Origin of the sequence: Flavobacterium salmonis (assembly GCF_903819435.1) — a bacterium.
Lineage (GTDB): Bacteria > Bacteroidota > Bacteroidia > Flavobacteriales > Flavobacteriaceae > Flavobacterium > Flavobacterium chungangense.
In genome coordinates this window covers 153,589-171,092 of the sequence record NZ_CAIJDP010000074.1, presented here as the reverse complement: position 1 = coordinate 171,092, position 17,504 = coordinate 153,589, and the positions used below count along the sequence as shown (strand labels likewise).

18 protein-coding genes are annotated in these 17,504 nt (G+C 29.8%); 6 read left to right on the top strand and 12 right to left on the bottom strand.

Annotated elements, in window-relative coordinates; translation table 11 throughout:
• Positions 1-684 (top strand): cell division ATP-binding protein FtsE, encoded by a 684-nt coding sequence (locus FLACHUCJ7_RS15245; protein WP_078229933.1) that lies wholly within the window; start codon positions 1-3, stop codon positions 682-684.
• Between the two features lies 1 nt (position 685).
• On the opposite strand, the gene FLACHUCJ7_RS15240 is transcribed toward FLACHUCJ7_RS15245, so the two are convergent.
• The gene (locus FLACHUCJ7_RS15240) at positions 686-1,507 is read right to left on the bottom strand and encodes a 2OG-Fe(II) oxygenase (protein ID WP_180909475.1); all 822 of its coding nucleotides are present in this window, start codon (positions 1,505-1,507) and stop codon (positions 686-688) included.
• A gap of 52 nt (positions 1,508-1,559) precedes the next feature.
• Here FLACHUCJ7_RS15240 and FLACHUCJ7_RS15235 point away from each other — a divergent pair, with 52 nt between their 5' ends.
• The gene (locus FLACHUCJ7_RS15235; protein WP_180909474.1) at positions 1,560-2,450 is read left to right on the top strand and encodes a glycosyltransferase family 2 protein; all 891 of its coding nucleotides are present in this window, start codon (positions 1,560-1,562) and stop codon (positions 2,448-2,450) included.
• On the opposite strand, the gene FLACHUCJ7_RS15230 is transcribed toward FLACHUCJ7_RS15235, so the two are convergent.
• The 3 genes from FLACHUCJ7_RS15230 to FLACHUCJ7_RS15220 are packed head-to-tail and all read right to left on the bottom strand — an operon-like array spanning position 2,445 to position 5,058.
• Positions 2,445-3,542 carry a glycosyltransferase family 4 protein gene (locus tag FLACHUCJ7_RS15230; protein ID WP_180909473.1) on the bottom strand — a complete coding sequence of 366 codons (1,098 nt, stop codon included), beginning with the start codon at positions 3,540-3,542 and terminating at the stop codon, positions 2,445-2,447. The two genes, FLACHUCJ7_RS15235 and FLACHUCJ7_RS15230, sit on opposite strands and share 6 nt — an antisense overlap.
• Entirely contained in the window at positions 3,539-3,943 is a 405-nt protein-coding gene (locus FLACHUCJ7_RS15225; RefSeq protein ID WP_031456252.1) for a sugar 3,4-ketoisomerase, read from the bottom strand. Before FLACHUCJ7_RS15225 ends, FLACHUCJ7_RS15230 begins: the two co-directional genes overlap by 4 nt.
• The gene (locus tag FLACHUCJ7_RS15220; protein ID WP_180909472.1) at positions 3,940-5,058 is read right to left on the bottom strand and encodes a glycosyltransferase; all 1,119 of its coding nucleotides are present in this window, start codon (positions 5,056-5,058) and stop codon (positions 3,940-3,942) included. Before FLACHUCJ7_RS15220 ends, FLACHUCJ7_RS15225 begins: the two co-directional genes overlap by 4 nt.
• A gap of 32 nt (positions 5,059-5,090) precedes the next feature.
• On the opposite strand from FLACHUCJ7_RS15220, the gene FLACHUCJ7_RS15215 reads away from it, so the two are divergent.
• Positions 5,091-6,227: a glycosyltransferase family protein gene (locus tag FLACHUCJ7_RS15215; protein WP_180909471.1), complete on the top strand. Its 1,137-nt coding sequence runs from the start codon at positions 5,091-5,093 to the stop codon at positions 6,225-6,227.
• Between the two features lie 152 nt (positions 6,228-6,379).
• Here the strand turns inward: FLACHUCJ7_RS15215 and FLACHUCJ7_RS15210 are convergent, their stop codons facing one another.
• The 8 genes from FLACHUCJ7_RS15210 to FLACHUCJ7_RS15175 all read right to left on the bottom strand — a co-directional run bounded on the left by FLACHUCJ7_RS15210 (position 6,380) and on the right by FLACHUCJ7_RS15175 (position 14,494).
• On the bottom strand, positions 6,380-7,819 hold the full coding sequence (locus tag FLACHUCJ7_RS15210) for a hypothetical protein (protein WP_180909470.1): 1,440 nt from the start codon (positions 7,817-7,819) through the stop codon (positions 6,380-6,382).
• Between the two features lies 1 nt (position 7,820).
• The gene (locus FLACHUCJ7_RS15205) at positions 7,821-9,197 is read right to left on the bottom strand and encodes a class I SAM-dependent methyltransferase (protein ID WP_180909469.1); all 1,377 of its coding nucleotides are present in this window, start codon (positions 9,195-9,197) and stop codon (positions 7,821-7,823) included.
• Complete coding sequence (locus FLACHUCJ7_RS15200; protein WP_078229922.1) at positions 9,198-9,383, bottom strand: hypothetical protein; 186 nt, start codon at positions 9,381-9,383, stop codon at positions 9,198-9,200.
• Positions 9,384-9,672: 289 nt separating this feature from the next.
• The gene (locus FLACHUCJ7_RS15195) at positions 9,673-10,950 is read right to left on the bottom strand and encodes an O-antigen translocase (protein ID WP_230408844.1); all 1,278 of its coding nucleotides are present in this window, start codon (positions 10,948-10,950) and stop codon (positions 9,673-9,675) included.
• 1 nt (position 10,951) lies between these two features.
• Positions 10,952-12,073: a DegT/DnrJ/EryC1/StrS family aminotransferase gene (locus FLACHUCJ7_RS15190; protein ID WP_180909468.1), complete on the bottom strand. Its 1,122-nt coding sequence runs from the start codon at positions 12,071-12,073 to the stop codon at positions 10,952-10,954.
• Positions 12,070-13,047 (bottom strand): GNAT family N-acetyltransferase, encoded by a 978-nt coding sequence (locus tag FLACHUCJ7_RS15185; RefSeq protein ID WP_180909467.1) that lies wholly within the window; start codon positions 13,045-13,047, stop codon positions 12,070-12,072. Before FLACHUCJ7_RS15185 ends, FLACHUCJ7_RS15190 begins: the two co-directional genes overlap by 4 nt.
• Before the next feature lie 9 nt (positions 13,048-13,056).
• A complete protein-coding gene (locus tag FLACHUCJ7_RS15180) occupies positions 13,057-13,659 on the bottom strand; it encodes a trimeric intracellular cation channel family protein (protein WP_031453788.1) in 603 nt (200 codons plus the stop codon).
• A gap of 100 nt (positions 13,660-13,759) precedes the next feature.
• Complete coding sequence (locus tag FLACHUCJ7_RS15175) at positions 13,760-14,494, bottom strand: RDD family protein (RefSeq protein ID WP_180909466.1); 735 nt, start codon at positions 14,492-14,494, stop codon at positions 13,760-13,762.
• Positions 14,495-14,514: 20 nt separating this feature from the next.
• Here FLACHUCJ7_RS15175 and FLACHUCJ7_RS15170 point away from each other — a divergent pair, with 20 nt between their 5' ends.
• From FLACHUCJ7_RS15170 to FLACHUCJ7_RS15160, 3 genes are read left to right on the top strand one after another with little or no spacing between them, the layout of a single operon-like run.
• Positions 14,515-15,495, top strand: a complete 981-nt coding sequence (locus FLACHUCJ7_RS15170) for a stage II sporulation protein M (RefSeq protein WP_031453786.1) — start codon at positions 14,515-14,517, stop codon at positions 15,493-15,495.
• 12 nt (positions 15,496-15,507) lie between these two features.
• Positions 15,508-16,281, top strand: coding sequence for a hypothetical protein (locus tag FLACHUCJ7_RS15165; RefSeq protein WP_031453785.1), 774 nt, complete (start codon positions 15,508-15,510; stop codon positions 16,279-16,281).
• Entirely contained in the window at positions 16,274-17,482 is a 1,209-nt protein-coding gene (locus FLACHUCJ7_RS15160; RefSeq protein ID WP_180909465.1) for a DUF4350 domain-containing protein, read from the top strand. Before FLACHUCJ7_RS15165 ends, FLACHUCJ7_RS15160 begins: the two co-directional genes overlap by 8 nt.
• The last annotated feature ends 22 nt before the right edge of the window (positions 17,483-17,504 follow it).

Here is a 17,504-nt window from a genome sequence, read left to right as displayed (position 1 = left end):
ATGTCACAAACCGTACTATCTCTTAAAGATGTCACTATATTTCAGGAAGGAAGAAAAATTTTATCACATATCAATTTAGAAGTTGAACATGGAGAATTTATCTATATAATTGGAAAAACCGGTTCCGGGAAAAGTAGTTTCATGAAAACTTTGTATGGTGATTTACCCCTTTCTGAAGGTGAAGGACATATTGTTGAATTTGATTTGTCTGCTTTAAAGGAAAGTGAGATTCCGTATTTGAGACGTAAAATAGGAATCGTGTTTCAGGATTTCAAATTACTTCCGGACAGAACTGTAAAAGACAACATGCTATTTGTACTTAAAGCAACAGGCTGGGTAGAAAAAGAAGCTATGCAGCATAAAATCGACGAAGTTCTGGATAAGGTTGGCATGAAAGATTTCCTGAACAAAATGCCACATCAGCTTTCCGGAGGTGAACAACAAAGAGTTGCCATTGCAAGAGCTTTGTTAAACGATCCTGAATTTATCCTTGCCGATGAACCAACAGGAAACCTTGATCCTCAAACAAGTTCTGAAGTTTTAGAAGTATTAAAAAAAATCAACTCCAACGGAAAAACCATTATCATGGCTACCCACGATTATGCATTACTGATGAAATTCCCATCTAAAACACTGAAATGTGAGGATGAGCGAATTTTTGAAGTTGTACAACGATCTGTTTAAATTATTTCTTGTAAACATGTGGATTTTCTTTAATGCCTTTTTTGAATATTCTCCTAATATTCATTCTTAAGAAAGTATCCATTTTCAAAAGTATATCGGTAAACTTGTGTTCAGGTCTTGCTCTAAAAGAAGTTACGTGAAATTTATCCGTTGCTAAAACCGGGGTTTTTGAAAAATAATAATTCGAGATACAGCATCTAAATCCATCATATACAACCGGTGAAACTGAATGTAACGATTTATTATGAGTAACCATTACCGCCAATCTGTTGAACTTACTATGAATTGTAATTTGTTTTTTTTGCAAACCATTAGGCCATAATTCAAGATTACCTCCATATTCTTCTTTCCAGTTGGGAGTTACATAATATAGTAAATTCAATACACGCCAGCGTTCACGGTCTTTATCATGTGAATTATCCAAATGCGGATTCAGGAATTGTTTGTTTCCCATCATAGAAAGCCCTCCTGCATAAAGAAATTCATCCGGAATTGGATCTTTAATTTGACAAATTTCACCAATTAGCTCTACAATTCTTCTATCCTGAAAAGCATAAATAATTTCTTCTAAAACAGGATTATATAAATTCATTTGAACCGCAACAAATTTATCTTCCTTAATGCTCTTTTTCAGAACCATTTGGTCCTGTTTAGGAAAAACTTTATGCAAGTCAGCTGCCATTTCTTCAGGAAGCAAATTATCCAGAAAAAAATAGCCTATCGCTTCTTTTGATTCTGCAAACTGCTTTGAAAGATGAACTTTTTCATCATTAACTCTTTTATAAATAATTTCAGCAAGCTCAATTCTATTTATAAATTCCATATTTTTGAATGTTTTATTGCGTTACAAATATATCACTAAATAGTTTTCATTAATGCTGTCTATTCTTATTCCGACCTATAATTACAATGTTTATAATCTGGTTTTAGAATTACACAAACAATGTATGGAATTAGGGATTACTTTTGAAATTATTGTAATTGATGACGGGTCAAATACAAGTATTTTAGAAAATGAAAAAATAAATACTTTACAATATTCTCGCTACGAAATGTTACACTCTAATATTGGGAGAAGTAAAATCCGGAATTTATTGGCTCAAAAAGGAAATTATCAATGGTTACTTTTTCTCGATGCAGATGTATTTCCTAAAAACAAAAACTTTATCTCAGCTTACATTCAATGTATAAATAATGAAGAGAAAACAGTTAATGGAGGTTTATTATATCCTGAAAAAAAACCAGAAAGAAACAAACTTTTTCGTTGGATCTATGGAAAGAGAAGAGAAGCATTACCCTTCGAAAAAAGAAAAAAAAATCCTTATTTAAGTTTCTTAACACTCAATTTTTTAATAAATAAATCTGTTTTTGAAAAGGTTTCGTTTAATGAAACTATTCCAAATTTACGACATGAAGACACTTTGTTTTCGTATAACCTGATGCAAAAAAACATTACAATTGAACATATTGGCAACCCTGTATACCATTATGGAATGGATGATTTTGAAATTGCCATCAGAAAGGAAAATGAATCCTTAACCGCTTTAAAATACTTAATCGATAATAAGCTGATATCAAAAGATTACGTTCGGATTTCTAAATTATTTTCGAAGATTAAGAAATTAAATCTAACTCCTATTCTTGTATTATTTCATAAATTGACCAAATACCTTTTTCTAAAAAACCTGGCCGGCAAAAATCCATCATTATATATTTTTGATTTATATCGTTTGGGATATATGTCTAAGCTTGAAAAAAAATTATGATGTTTTCTTTAAATCTTCAAAAAGAGCAATCCAGGTATTCATTATTAACTGAATTTCATATTGTTCTGTAGTTTTTTTTGCGTTTTTACCAAGTTCTAAACGCAGGTCTTCATCTTTGATTAAAAGTTCTAATTTCTCCACAAATAAATCAATATTGTCATCTTCAATTAGAAATCCGTTTTGGTTATTTTGGATAATTTCTCCAGGACCAGAATTACAATCATAAGCCAGACATGGTAAACCACAATTCATGGCTTCTAAAAGAACCATAGGAAATGCTTCTGAACGGGAAGTCATTAAAAAAACGGATGACTGCTTGTAGCAATTTTCAATATCAGCAACAGGAGAGATGAAATTTACATTATTAGAAATTTTTATTTTCTCAGCAATTTTTTGATACTTTAAATCCGCATCCCACTGCCCATATACATCAAGAATCCAGTCTGGATAATTTTTCAGTACTTCTTTCCAGATCAACAATAATCTGTCTAAGCCCTTTTCATAACTATGTCTGCAAACAGCTATTGCCTTTTTGTTTTGTAGACTTGCCTGACTTTCAGAAATAAAACTGACCGGATTTGGAATTACTTTAGAATTGTTAATCTTCCATTCCTTAGCTCCTTTTTCTGTTAGTACAATAAATTTGTCAAATTTTCTGGAGGTAATTCTTTTTAAGAATAAAATAATTTCAGATCTTACCTTATTTAAGAATCCTTTTTTCTGTATTTTTTTCAGATTAACAGAAACATGTGTTTCGAAAACTAATGGTGTTTTAGACTTTATTAGCCAAGGTATAAAAATCCACAAAACAGCATCACAAACAATCACGATATCGGGTTTTTGATCATAAATTGTTTTTTTGATTAACTGTAAATATCTCCACAAAAACAAGGCTTTATTTTTACTTTTATCAATCGTGAACCATTGTATTTTAGAGTCAAATTGATAAAAAAAATCTCCATTACAGTCATTTACAGTCAGAACATCAACCTTATAATTCAAAACTGAAACTAAATAATTCGCTTTTAAAGCAACAACCCTCGCAATTCCACCAGAGTTTTTGACATCTGGTGTTATATATAGAATTTTCATTTTTTAGACATTCGAAATTCATCAAAATCCCTTATGTAATCTTCTTCCTTAAATACATCTGAAGCAATAACTAAACATACTGCTCCTGAAGAAAAATTTTCTAATTCCCTCCAAATTCCTGTTGAAATATGCAATCCAATATTTGGTTTATTTAACAGAAATGATTTTTTAGAATTTCCGTCATTAACTGTAACTTCGAAACTACCGCTTAATGCAACTAAAATCTCCTCCTGATTGATATGTGAATGTCCTCCTCGAAAAGCATTACTGGGAACATCAAAAAGATAATAAATCCTTTTGATTTCAAATGGTAAAATATCATTTTGGATAAATGCTAAATTTCCTCTGGTATCTTCAACCACAGGAAATTTTATATGCTTTACATTGTTTAATATTGTCATTTTTTTAAATTAAGATCAATTTTCATTAAATCCAACCATTGTTTTCCTATATTGTCTAAAGAAAATTGCTGAATACTATCGAATGCGTTTTTTTTACAATAATTATATAATTTTTCGTTTTCTACAAACAAATTAATTGCTTCTGTTAATTTTTCAAGATTTTGATTTTCTACCAGTAATCCATTCTCATTATTTAAAATAATTTCTTTAGGCCCAGATAAACAATCAAATGCTATAACTGGTGTAGAACATGCTAATGATTCTAATAACACATTTGGAAATCCTTCGTTTTTACTTGACAAAACAGTAAAATAAGCATTCTTGTAATATGGAAATGGATTATCAATTTTACCTTTAAATATAATTAAATGTTCTAATTTAATTTCCCTGACATACTTTTCTAATTCACATCTGAAAACCCCTTCTCCTAAAATAATTAATTTTATATTTTTATTTACCAAATCTGATTTAGAATAACAATATATCAATTTATCAAACTGCTTGACCATATTTCCCATATTTCCAACAGCCAAAATGTATTGATCTGAAGAAAATATTTTACCATCAATCAATTTCCTGTTAATATAATCAAAATCAACAGGGTTATATATTGTTTTGACATTCTGATATTTATAGTCAAATTCTACTTTATTTTTAATTTTTTCAGATACGGTTACTATTTTATAACAATGCTTGTAAATGTATTTTGCCAGAAATTTAATATTTGGAAAATATAAATTAACCATATAACTATGAATGATCTGTATAAGAGGTGAAGAATATATATATTTAGAAATAAAAACCTCTTGAAAATTATGATTTTTGACTCTGGTGTCAATTATAAAATCAAATTTATTCTCTTTAAGGAACTTTTTCAATATATAAAATCTTTTAATTTTATTAAAAAAATCATTTCTTTTATTCTTTAGCTTTCCAAGATTGATAAGTTTTCCCGAAAATTCATATTCGACCTTATCTACAACAATAATATGATAAACATTTATATTATTTCTTTCAAAGAAAACAGAAAGCAATGCCGAACAACGTTCAGCTCCTCCACCTGCGAGCTGGTCAGAAACAATGCAAATACGTCTTTGCTTAGTTAATTTGTTCATTTATTACTATTTTAGCAACAAATATAATGATAATGAATATTTTACTTGTTGGAGAATATAGTTTATTACATAATTCCTTAAAAAGTGCATTAATTGAGTTAGGACATAATGTAACTTTAATTGGAAATAGCAACGGCTACAGATCATATCCTGTTGATTATGATCACGAAGCTAAATTTCTAACAAAAAAAATCTTTATAATTCCGCGAAAAATATTTTTCCGTTTATTTAAGTTTGAATTATTAGGTATCGAATATGGAATTCGCTTTTATCTTCATTTATCAAAATTGAAAAATTTTGATGTTGTTCAATTTGTTAATGAAGCCCCAATTAAAACTTCTAAATCTTTAGAATATTTTTTTATCAGAAAGATTTTTAATTCGAATAAAAAATGTTTTGTATTATCTGCAGGCATTGATTATTTGACTTTAAAATTTTACATGGAAAATAAAAATTACAAATCACTTATGATTCCTTTTTTTCAGAATCCAAAACTAAAGGAACATCTACAGTTTTTTGATTATTTCAGCAAAGGTCATATTAAGATCCACAATTTTATCACAACTAATTTTAACGGGTTGATACCAACTGATTTTGACTATGTCGAAGCAAACAGAAATAGTCCTATTTATAAAGGTTTTATACCCTATCCTGTTAATATAAAGAAACTGAAATTCGAAAAATTATTCATTGAAAATAAAATTGTGATTTTTCTTGGAATAGGCCGGTATAGTTACCACCAGAAAGGAATAATTTACTTTGAAAAGGCTTTGGAATTGATTAAAAAAAAATATGCTGAAAGAGTCGAGATAATTATCGTAAATACTATTCCGTATCCAGAATATATAAATCTTTATAACAAATCACATATTCTTTTAGATCAATGCACCTCTCGTGATCAGGGATATAATGCACTCGAAGCAATGGCTAAGGGAAAGGTAGTTTTTACAGGAGCTGAAACAGAATTTACGCAATATTATAATTTATCAGAAAGAGTTTGTGTCAATGCTATTCCTAATGTTGACTATCTGGTCAATGAATTGTCTTTTTTAATAGAAAATCCACAAGAAATAGTAGCTATGGGGATACGCGCCCGATCATTTGTTGAAAAAGAACATGACTATATAAAAATTGCCCAGAAGTATTTAAAAATCTGGGAAAATAATTAAATTTTAACAACTTTACTTCTCTTAAAGAGACGAACTTGATAAATATTTCCTTCTCCAGAATTACCTGTTTTTTGAAAAAAACAATAAAAAAGGTAATTATTATTCTTTAAGAAAATCATATGGAGTTCACAATAAACTAAAGAAATCTAAAATCATTCTATTGCTATATAAATTTTAGAGAAGTCATTAGGCTGATATAAATTATAACTTTTATCTGGCTGAAGATTTTTAAGCAATTCCTTGTCCTCACTCAAAAACGAAAATAAGACCCTGAATAAATTTACGGATGATTTTAATTTTGAATCATATTCTATATATTGGGAAGTATTCCATTTTATCGCGAGTTTAGCGCCAAAAATTGATTTTAAAAGAACTTTATCTGATATTTTTTTTGAAGCTTCTAAAGTATGGGAAAATCCAACAAAACCACCATGATCTGCTCCTATGATTATAATAGCATTTGAATCATTTTTTTCAATAAAAGAAACTGTTTCTTTTAACCACTTATTTGCTTCTCGCAATCTTTTTATATAAGATATTCTTTCTTTTTCAATACCCAAAGATTGTTGTTTATAAACTGATATATGATTAGGTGCAAATTTTTCAATAAAGAAAAAATTATTAGTACCTCTATTTTTTAATATTTGATGTTTTAAATCACTTAAAAGATTTCGTTTTGACTCAAAAACATTAAAATAAGGAACTTCGTCTGAATTAAAATTACAATAGTCATACTCAACATTTGGGCTATTAGCAAGTAAATAAGGACTTTCTGTTAAAAAAAATGTTTTATAAGTATTCTTTTTAAATATTTTTAAAACCGGATTTTTTCCTGTAATTAAATCTCTGGAATATTTAAAATTCGAATTTATATTATAATAATGATGCTTCATGAAAAAGCAAGAACTGTTTGACGTTAAAGTCGATTCATAATTACTTCTAAAATCATTATATAATGTAAATTTTTTTTCTTTTAACCATTCATCAAACTCTGAATTATCAAAACGATATAAAATACCTTTAAGGTTTTCGTTACTTGCATATCCATCTGGCTCAATGTAATATACATTAGGCTTCTTTTTAAAACTGGTATTAAGAATATAATCAGGCTGTTGCTGCCATGAAGCAGAATTTCTAAGATTGCCCCAAATTATTTCAGAAACTTTTAAAACTGGAATTACTGAAAGTAATAAAATAAAAACTATAATTTTTTTGTAATGCTTATAAAGCTTTAAAGAAATAAAGCAAACAAAAACTAACAATCCTAATAAAAGCTTTTTCTTAATTGTTAAAAAATATACTTGTGAAAAATAAGCAGCCGTTAATTCAACAACTACAACAAATAAAAAGTGTTTTCTGTAAAGCTGTAACTTTTTGAAGCGGATGAATAAATGATATAATAAAAATATACTGATTGATGGCAATATCAAAAACAAAAAAGAAAAGTAAACCACATGTCTTAATGAATTAATATCTTCAAAGTTATTTGAATAAAAAAAAACTAATGGATAAAAGCCCGATAAAAAACCAACCAAAAATGGGTAATCTTTATCATTATTTATAAAACCATCAAATTTCTCTTTTATATTCATTTTATAAATTGCGGGTTTTCAAACTATATAAAATTCTTTCAGAAGACTCAATTTTCTCTTTCTTTATGATTTCAAAATAAACAGTATATTCTTTTTCGAAATTTTCTTCGTTATAAAAGTCAAAATGACCTGCAAATTCTCTTTTACTGTCCAATAAAAACTGAACCCACGAATCTGTTCTTGTAGGGAATTCAATCAAAAGGTTCGAAGCCATTTTCGAGAAAAACTGAGCCGAAAATGAAAATGGAATATTTCCGGATAAAGTAATATGATGGATTACGGCCAAAACGAGGCAAGCATCAAGATTTTGCGCTTTCACTCTATCAACAAAAGAAAAACGCTCTGCGTTATTAAAACCATAATTTGCTACCGGATTTAATACATCTGCAACGAGCGGTAATATGCTTTTTTCTTTATTTTTTAGTACCTGCCTGTAATTTTGTTCTACTGCATTAGCGTCAACGTCTGCTACAATTAATAACTCAGCCTGCTCTTTTAACTCGCGCGAAAAGGTACCATCATTGCCTCCAATATCAATTAAAGATTTTCCTTTTATAGATAAAAACCAATCTTTGACAAACTCTTTTTTAAATTGATACGCAACATCATTATAATTGATCTGATTGTAATAATGATCCCATTCTGTTTTTTCGTTAACCGATAAATTTAGAATGTAATCATACAAACCGTCAATTAGTTTAATTTGAGAAGCTTTAGATAGATTATTGTTAACTGTTGTCTTGTCAGATTCGTATTTCTTGTCATATTTGGCTAACAAGTGAATATTCGTCAATAATGTAGGACTAAAATAACTTTTGACAGGTAGTAACAGTGACAGTTTTTGTAACGAAAGACCATCAAGGTTTTGAGACAGCATTTTTAAATGCTCCTGTCCAAAATATTTCGCCAATACTAAAGGGCCTAAAAAGTGCATTATAAACTGTTTGTAGGCCAGCCAGGGATTGTTTTCTTTATAAAAATCAAAAGACAGGGTGTCTATAAAAACAGGTTTTCCTTCATGAAAAGTGATGTTAAACGCTGAAGCATCTTTTAAAGTAAAATTATTTTCCAGAGACAGCTTTTGGATTTTCAAAGTCAGCAGAGCTGCATGTTTGTATTGTAAAAAACTCCATTCGTAAGGATAAGTTACAAAGAGAATTTTTTGTGCTTCTATAATGATCTGATTTTGATTTTCCTGAACTGTTTTGTGCGGAATTAAATATTTTTTTTCAAAAAGAGTATCATAGAAACCACTTTCCGTTAAAGATTTGTATTGACTGAAATAAACCGGTTTTATTATCCTTTTAATGCTTCCGTCTTCTATAAACACATATCCGGACGGATCCCTAAATGAAGAGGTCGTTCTTGTGTTTTCCATTTATTGCTGATCTTCCTTAGTATCGGTATCGTCCATTAAATCATCTTCTGCTTTGTTTTTAATTCCAAAAACAGATTTTATTTTATGTACAACTGTTCTGTAAAACAATAATACTCCTGCTACAGCAGCCGCTAAAAACTGAACAATCAAAGCGCCCGTTCCCGGATCAAAATATAATGGAATCATATTTACGTATTTTTTTTCAAAAATACCTAAATTTAAGTAAATTCATAATGTATATGCCTACAAATTAACTTATACTATTCTTTTTATTTTTTATATTTAATTAAAGCTAATTATTATTGGCATCTTATTTTATCCTGCCAATACCTGATAAATCTTCTTAGTATCAGAATTATTAAAAAGTTAATCTGCTAAAAAAGAAAATGTAATTTTCATGCACTATCTATGCTTTATCCATAAAGCTGTCTCGTCATAAAAGTGTGTTTTACTATTTACTGATAAATCTAAAAAACTATCCAAACAAACTTTTCCTAAAATAAACAGCTAACCCCAGCAGATAAATAAAGTTATCCAAAGCCTGTGCCATAATGATCCCTTTTATACCGAATATTACAACAAAATAATGACTCAAAAAATACAAAACAGCAAGTGAAGCTATTTCTGAAAGAATAAAAGCCTTTGTCATTTTTTTTGCAAAAAACTGAAATCCCAAAACCAATGCAGCAGATTTTAGAATATCGCCCGTTAATTGCCAAAAAAACAAGGTCGTAACTGGCAAAAAATCAGGAGTAAAGAGCAATTTTATAATAAAAAATCGAGCAAAGTAAATAACAGTTACCGCAAGTACAAATAGTGGCAAAATATTTTTATAAAAAGTCCGGAAAATATTTTGTGTCTCTTTGTTATTTTTGGCTATTGACAATTTTGGAAAAAAATAAACACTTAAAATTGTGGTAATAAACATCATATAATAAGTTGAAATCCTGGTCATCGTTTCCCAAAAACCGGCTTGCTCCAATCCTACCACTTCAATTATATTTTTTCGAATGACCAAATAAACTAATGGCCCTAACACAGAGGAAACCAAAGCCATAAGTGAATAAGATGATAACTTTTTTATAGTTTCAAAATCAAAATTTCGAAATTTAATTATTGATGAAAGACTAAGCTCTTTACTGATGAAATAAAACGTAACAAAAAACAATAATGAAGGTGAAATTACTATCGAAAGCAAAGCTCCCAAGGTTTTATAATTCCAAATCATGTAAAATGAAACCAACAAACCTATTGCATTCCCTGTGATATTTGTCCAAATTACTTCCTTAAACTTTCCCAGGCCATTAATAACCGAAAGCAAAAAAGCCGAAATTGCATACCAGGGTAATACTAAAGCTATCGCTTTAAAAATTATTTGATAATCAAAATTATTTCCAAAAATTTGTGTGTTCCAAAACACTGCTAAGAAGAACAAAATAAAGCTTGAAACAACAGCAACAAATAATAAGCTGATAAATGCCGTAGCAATTATTTTTTGAAGTTGCAACTTATCATTTTTGTGTTCAGCTACATATTTCACAACCCCATTTTGAAATCCAAGAGTAGTAATACTTTCTAATGATGATGAAAAATTTCGAAGATTACCGACTAAAGCCATTCCACTGGGACCAACAAAAACAGCCAGTAATTTTGAGGTAATCAATCCTATTCCAATCTTTAATAATACACTCAGACTATTTAAAGAAGTAATTTTAAACAGATCGGTTTGTATTATTTTCTTTATAAAGTTCAATTTAATATCGATTTAAAATTTCAATAACAAAACTCACCTCATCATTTCTCATTACCGGACTAATTGGCAAACTCAAAACCTCATTGTGTATTTTTTCAGTAACCGGAAAAGATAACTTATTCCAGTCTGAAAACGCTTTTTGTTTATGTGTTGGAATTGGGTAGTGAATCATTGTCTGAATTCCGTTTTCTAACAAATATTTTTGCAATTCATCCCTGTTTTCAGTTCGGATAACAAACAAATGAAACACATGATTTTCAGATAAGTTCCAAAAAGGCAATATTATTTTATCATTTTTAATTTCAGCCAAATAACGACTGGCAACTTCACGGCGTTTCTGATTATCTTGATTTAAATCAGGTAATTTCAAATTTAAAAAAGCAGCCTGCAATTCGTCTAATCTTGAATTAACACCAACCAATTCGTTATGATATTTTTTTTGAGAACCATAATTTCGAAGCGAATAAAGTACTTTTGCCAACTGCGCATCATTTGTAGTAATTGCTCCTCCATCTCCCAAAGCACCTAAATTTTTTCCAGGGTAAAAGCTAAAAGCAGCAGCATTAGACAAATTTCCTGATTTTTTACTTTCGCCTTTTAACATTCCACTTTCAACTAAAAGGGCTCCATGTGCCTGAGCTGCATCTTCAATTACCAATAAGTTATTTTGATTTGCAATCTCATTAATAATTCTCATTTCAGCTAATTGACCGTAAAGATGAACTGCTAAAATAGCCTTTGTTTTAGGTGTGATTTTTTTTAAAATTAAACCAGGGTTAATATTGTAGCTCTCTAAGTCAGGCTCAGCTAAAACAGGGATCAAATCAGCATGCAAAATAGCCAGGACACTAGCAATATATGTATTTGCGGGAACAATTACTTCGTCTCCTTTTTGCAGTTTCCCTAATTGAATGTATGCTTTAAAAATCAAAACCAAAGCATCAAAACCATTGCCGACACCTACACAATATTTTGTTCCACAATAGTTAGCAAAATCGCTTTCAAATGCCTTGACTTCATTGCCCAAAATATACCAGCCATTTTCTAAAACCAATTTCATTTTTTCATGAAAATCGGCTTCGTAAGACTCATTTATTTTTTTTAAATCGAGAAATTTAATCATAACAAAACTGTATCTAATACATCATAATTAGAAGCTTGCACTTCATAAAAGTCCTGAACAATAATATTTGCCCCAAAACTTTCTTTCCAATACGACAATCCATCGTTCAGGTTTTTACCCTGATTTTCATTGGAGATTCCGAAATCAAAGAAACGCTTATTTTTAAAGACCTCAGAAATCAATTTATAAAATAATAAATCAAGCCCTCCAAGTTCGTTTTTGTCTTCTTTACCAGAAATATATTGACTATGCGCGACTTTTGAACTTTCAAAAATAGTGGTTCCCGCAACTATACTGCCATTTTCATAGACATTAAATTGACGGATTTTTTGGGGAAATAAGGCCTTTAATCTTGTTATTTCTTCTAAGGTATGTACCGGTTTAGCCTGATGTTTTAGTAATAAATTTGGAATTAATATTTCATTCCAAAAATCATTAAAATCATCAACTTCTTTAATAACCAAACCATTGTTTATTCCGGATTTGACACCTCTCTTTCTAATTTTAGACAATGTATAAGCTTCAGATAAATCAATAACAGCCAAAGTATCTCTTCTGACTAATTGTGCTTTTAATAAAAACAATATATAATTCAGTTCTTCAGCGGGTTTTTGATGATAAATGGAAGGAATTAATTTTAATTGCAATTTTTGAATATTATTGTCATTCAAAAATTGCAAAACGGCTTTGAATATTTGAATAACTAAGGCCAATTTTATTTTATCCCCATAAGCCACTCCCCCGTAAGTTAATCCCTGATGAGAATACAAAATTCCTTCTGACTTGTTAGCCGGCAAGACGGCAACCAATTTTTCTCCTTCAAAAACCATTAGAGAATAATCTTCAAATCGATCTTTATGGTATTCCATAAAATCCCGGTGAAACAGAAACGTAGCATTTTTGGCCTGGACAATAAAGTCATTCCATATTTTATAATCGTTCTCGGTATATTTTTTTACGGTATATTTATTCAATTTTACTTTTTATTTATGATCGAATGCCGGCAAATACCATTTGAATTTTACTGCCATTAAACGTACCGAAATTATAACAATTGAAGTTGTCAAATACAATATATCATCATTTAATTCTAAACTTCTTAAAGCAAAAAACACAATTCCTCCAAAAATACAAATCGTAGCATAAATTTCCCTTCTGAAAATGGTTGGGATTTCTGTACACAAAATATCACGAATAACTCCGCCAAAACAGGCTGTCATTGTTCCTAAAGCGATACAAATTACAGGATGCAGTCCAATAGAAATCCCTTTTTCAAGACCAATTAAAGTAAAAACCCCTAAACCAATCGTATCAAACAGAAATAATGAGGTACGAAGCTTATCGAACTTTTTCCTAAAGAGAATTGCAAATCCAAAACCTAAAATAATCACATAAACATATTGCAGATCCAGCATCCATCCTACCGGAGTTCTTCCAATCAGAACATCACGCAGCGTCCCGCCTCCAACTGCAGTAACAAAAGCAATTATAAAAACACCAAAAGGATCCAGTTTTTTATGCATGGCTGTTAAAGCACCTGACATAGCAAATGCCATTGTACCGATAATATCTAAAAGATGAAACATTTTTTTAGGTTCTAAGGTTCTGAATCATTAAGTTTATAAGATTCAAAAACTATCTTTTTTTATTGAATTTGACATTGTCATTGATATTGACTTTTACACCCTACATGTTTTGTGTATAGAAATTATAATCTTTTAAAACGGTACGAATAAAATCTGCAGGGTCTCCTATAGATTGATTTTTAATTCCTGCAACCTTTTCTATTTTATGAACCAGTTTATAAATAATTTCGTAATCGTTTTTTTCTTCTGCCATTAAAAAAGTTTCCTTAATAATACGCATATCATTGTCTGATAATTTTATAACCAAAGGATAAGTGGGTACATATGCATCTCCTATTTCTTCTAATATGGTATGGCTGATATCAATTTTGTTTTTTAAAGTAATTACTGCTGTTCCTGCTACCATATCTCCTAATCGTTGGCTCTTTTTACTTGAAATCATTGTTATTAAACCAATAATTGAAGTATCTAATAATCTAAAAAACCATCGCATAAGATAATCTCCAAATCCAGCCTGATAACCGTCTATTTTTACAACCTTAATTTTGACCAATTTTTTTCCTATTGTTTGTCCCTCAAAAATACTTTCTAATGTAATAGTGTATACAATAATTGGAAGAGATATTATAATAAAGACAGCTCTTATTGACCATTCATCCAATGTATCAATTATTTTATCCAATCTTAACCAATAAAAAAACACCAGTCCAATTACTATCAAATAGGCTATTTTTATGATCAAATCGAGTAAATAGGCTCCTATTCGCTCACCTGCAGAAGCCGCTTTAAAATTTATTTTAACATTTTGTGTTGTAGTTATAGATAATTCTGACATATTTTATATTTTAGCCCTCGATGAGAGAAGTTGCATTCATAAAACAAAATAAAGAAAAATGGCTGGAATTTGAACTGGCTATTTTTGGTAAAGCTAAAAAAAATCCTGATGAGTTAGCTAATTTGTACATTCAAATGATGAATGACCTGTCGTATGCCCAAACGTATTACCCAAAAAGTAAAACTGTTATTTACTTAAATCACCTTGCATCGCAGATTTATCAAAAGATTTACAAAACCAAACGAACCGAAAAAAACAGGTTACTTGAATTTTTCAAAACAGAAGTCCCCCTTCTGGTTTACAATTACAGAAGATATTTGCTGTATGCATTTGTACTGTTTTTTGTATCTGTAGGCATTGGCGTTATTTCTGCAAGATATGATCCTGATTTTTCTCGATTAATATTGAGCGATGGCTATGTAAACATGACACTGGAAAACATCAAAAAAGGAAACCCAATGGCTGTTTATGGTTCAGGAAGCGACTGGGGAAGCTTTATTAGCATTACAAAAAACAATTTAGAAGTTGGAGCCAAATGCTACATTTATGGCATTTTTGCCGGAATCGGAACTTTTATCTTTTTTCTGCAAAACTGTATCATGATAGGTACTTTTCAATATTTTTTTTATGAACAAAATGTTTTCTGGAAGAGTGTTCGCGGCATTTGGATTCATGGATCTATGGAAATTTTTGCTATGGTAATAGAAGCTGCCTGCGGATTTATTTTAGGCGCTTCCATGCTGTTTCCGAAAACTTTTTCAAGGATAAATTCTTTTAAAATGGGCTTTAAAAACAGTTTTAAAATATTCTTAAGCACTCTGCCTTTTACAATTAGTGCAGGATTCCTTGAAGGTTTTATTACCCGCTACTCCATAGATATGCCAAACTGGCTTAGTATTTTTATCATCCTTTTTACTTTATGTGCTATTTCCTTTTATTATTTGGTTTATCCTTTTATTGTTCACAAAAAAATACAACAAGCATCTGCTAAATTGAATTAACGAAAACCAATAATGAATAAATTTTTACTTGTTTTATATTCTCTTTTTTGCTTTGGAGTTTCCACTGCCCAGGATACTTTGGTAAACCAGGAGCCTCCAAAAGTTAATACTATTAAATATTCCGAAGCTGATATTTATGTAGATTCTGATACTATTAAAAACCAGACATTTCAGAAAAATTTCAAAAAAAAATATTCGGACAACGATTTTGTATATGAACCAAAAGCTCCTGAAAAAAATTGGTGGGATCATTTCAAAGAATGGCTGGCAAGCTTATTTAGAAGAATGTTCACTTTTAAGGATCCACAGGCTTCGCTTAATTTTGTTGCTGTTTTATTAAAAGTAATAGCAGTCCTGATTATTATTTTCGTTATTTATCTAATCGTCAAAGCACTGATTAACAGAGAAGGCCAATGGATTTTCGGTAAAGATGCCAAACAAAAAACAATTCATTATTCAGATATTGAAAAAAACATTCATCTTCTGGATTTCGAAAAACTTATTAAAGAAAGCATTCAGGCCGGAGAAAAGCGAATTGCGATTCGGTACTATTATCTTTGGTTATTAAAGATTATGGCGAGAAATCGTTACATCGAATGGGATATTGAAAAAACTAATTCAGATTATTTGTACGAACTTAAAAAACCTGCTCACAAAGAAGAATTTACCTATTTATCATACTTGTATAATTACATCTGGTATGGAGAATTTGAAATTGATGAAGCTGCTTTTATTAAAGCCGAAAACCAATTCAAGAAATCCTTAAAAACCTTTAGCCATGAATAAATCCATCAAAATTTACATCGCTATCCTGGTTTTTATTTTTGCCTTAATTTTGATTGCCGGTAATGATACTTCTAAAGAAATTGACTGGACTCCCACCTATTCTGTAAATGATAAAATTCCGCTTGGGTTACATGTTTTCGATAAGGAAATCAACGGGCTTTTAAAAAACCAAAAAATAGAAAGAATATCAGCATTAACACCGTATGAATTTCTTGATTCTAAATATGTACCTGATACCATTGTAGGCACTTACAAAATAAAAGGAACTTTTTTAAATATCACAGAATTTGCTTCGATTGACGATCAGTCCATGAAAGAGCTTTTTTATTTTGTATCTCATGGAAATAGTGTTTTTTTAAGTATGAAGACTTTTCCACAGCCGCTTTTAGACAGCTTAAAAATTGATTTCAGAACCGATTTTCAGTATTCTGACAGTACTTCAATCTGGATGGCCAATAAAAATATAAGCTCAAAAAAATTCCAGCTTGTTGAAGGAATGGGAAATTATTATTTCTCTAAAATTGATACTGCAAGTACTACTGTTTTGGGGTATCAGGCAAATGCAAAAAATAAAAAACATATCAATTTTATAAAAGTCCCCTATTCAAACGGTTACTTTTATTTGCATACTCAGCCTGCTGCTTTTTCTAACTTTCACTTATTAAAAGACAATCATTATCAATATGCTGAAAAGGTTCTTTCTTATGTTCCAAAAGGAAATGTTTATTGGTATACAAAAGGGCAAAACAGCGAATCAATTTCAGATTCACCTTTGCGCTATATTTTAAGTCAGCCGGCATTAAAATGGGCTTTATATTTATCTTTAATCGGGATATTGATTTTTATCCTTTTTAATGCCAAACGAAAACAGAGAATAGTTCCCATATTAACTCCATTGCCTAACTTAACTGTTGAATTTACCAAAACTATTGGAAATTTATACTTTCAGGAAGGAGATCATGATAATATTATTGACAAAAAAATTATTTATTTTCTGGAAAAAATCAGAAATGAATATTTAATCGATACTACAAATCTCAATGATGACTTTATTAAAAAATTACATAACAAATCCGGAAAAGATGAAAATGATATTCGGGACCTTATATTTTTAATTAATGAACATCGAAAAAGTTATCACGGAAGCCTCGAAGAAGATTTAATCCGAATTAATAATGCGATCGAGAAAATTTTACACTAATATTTTTTAACAGAAATTCATT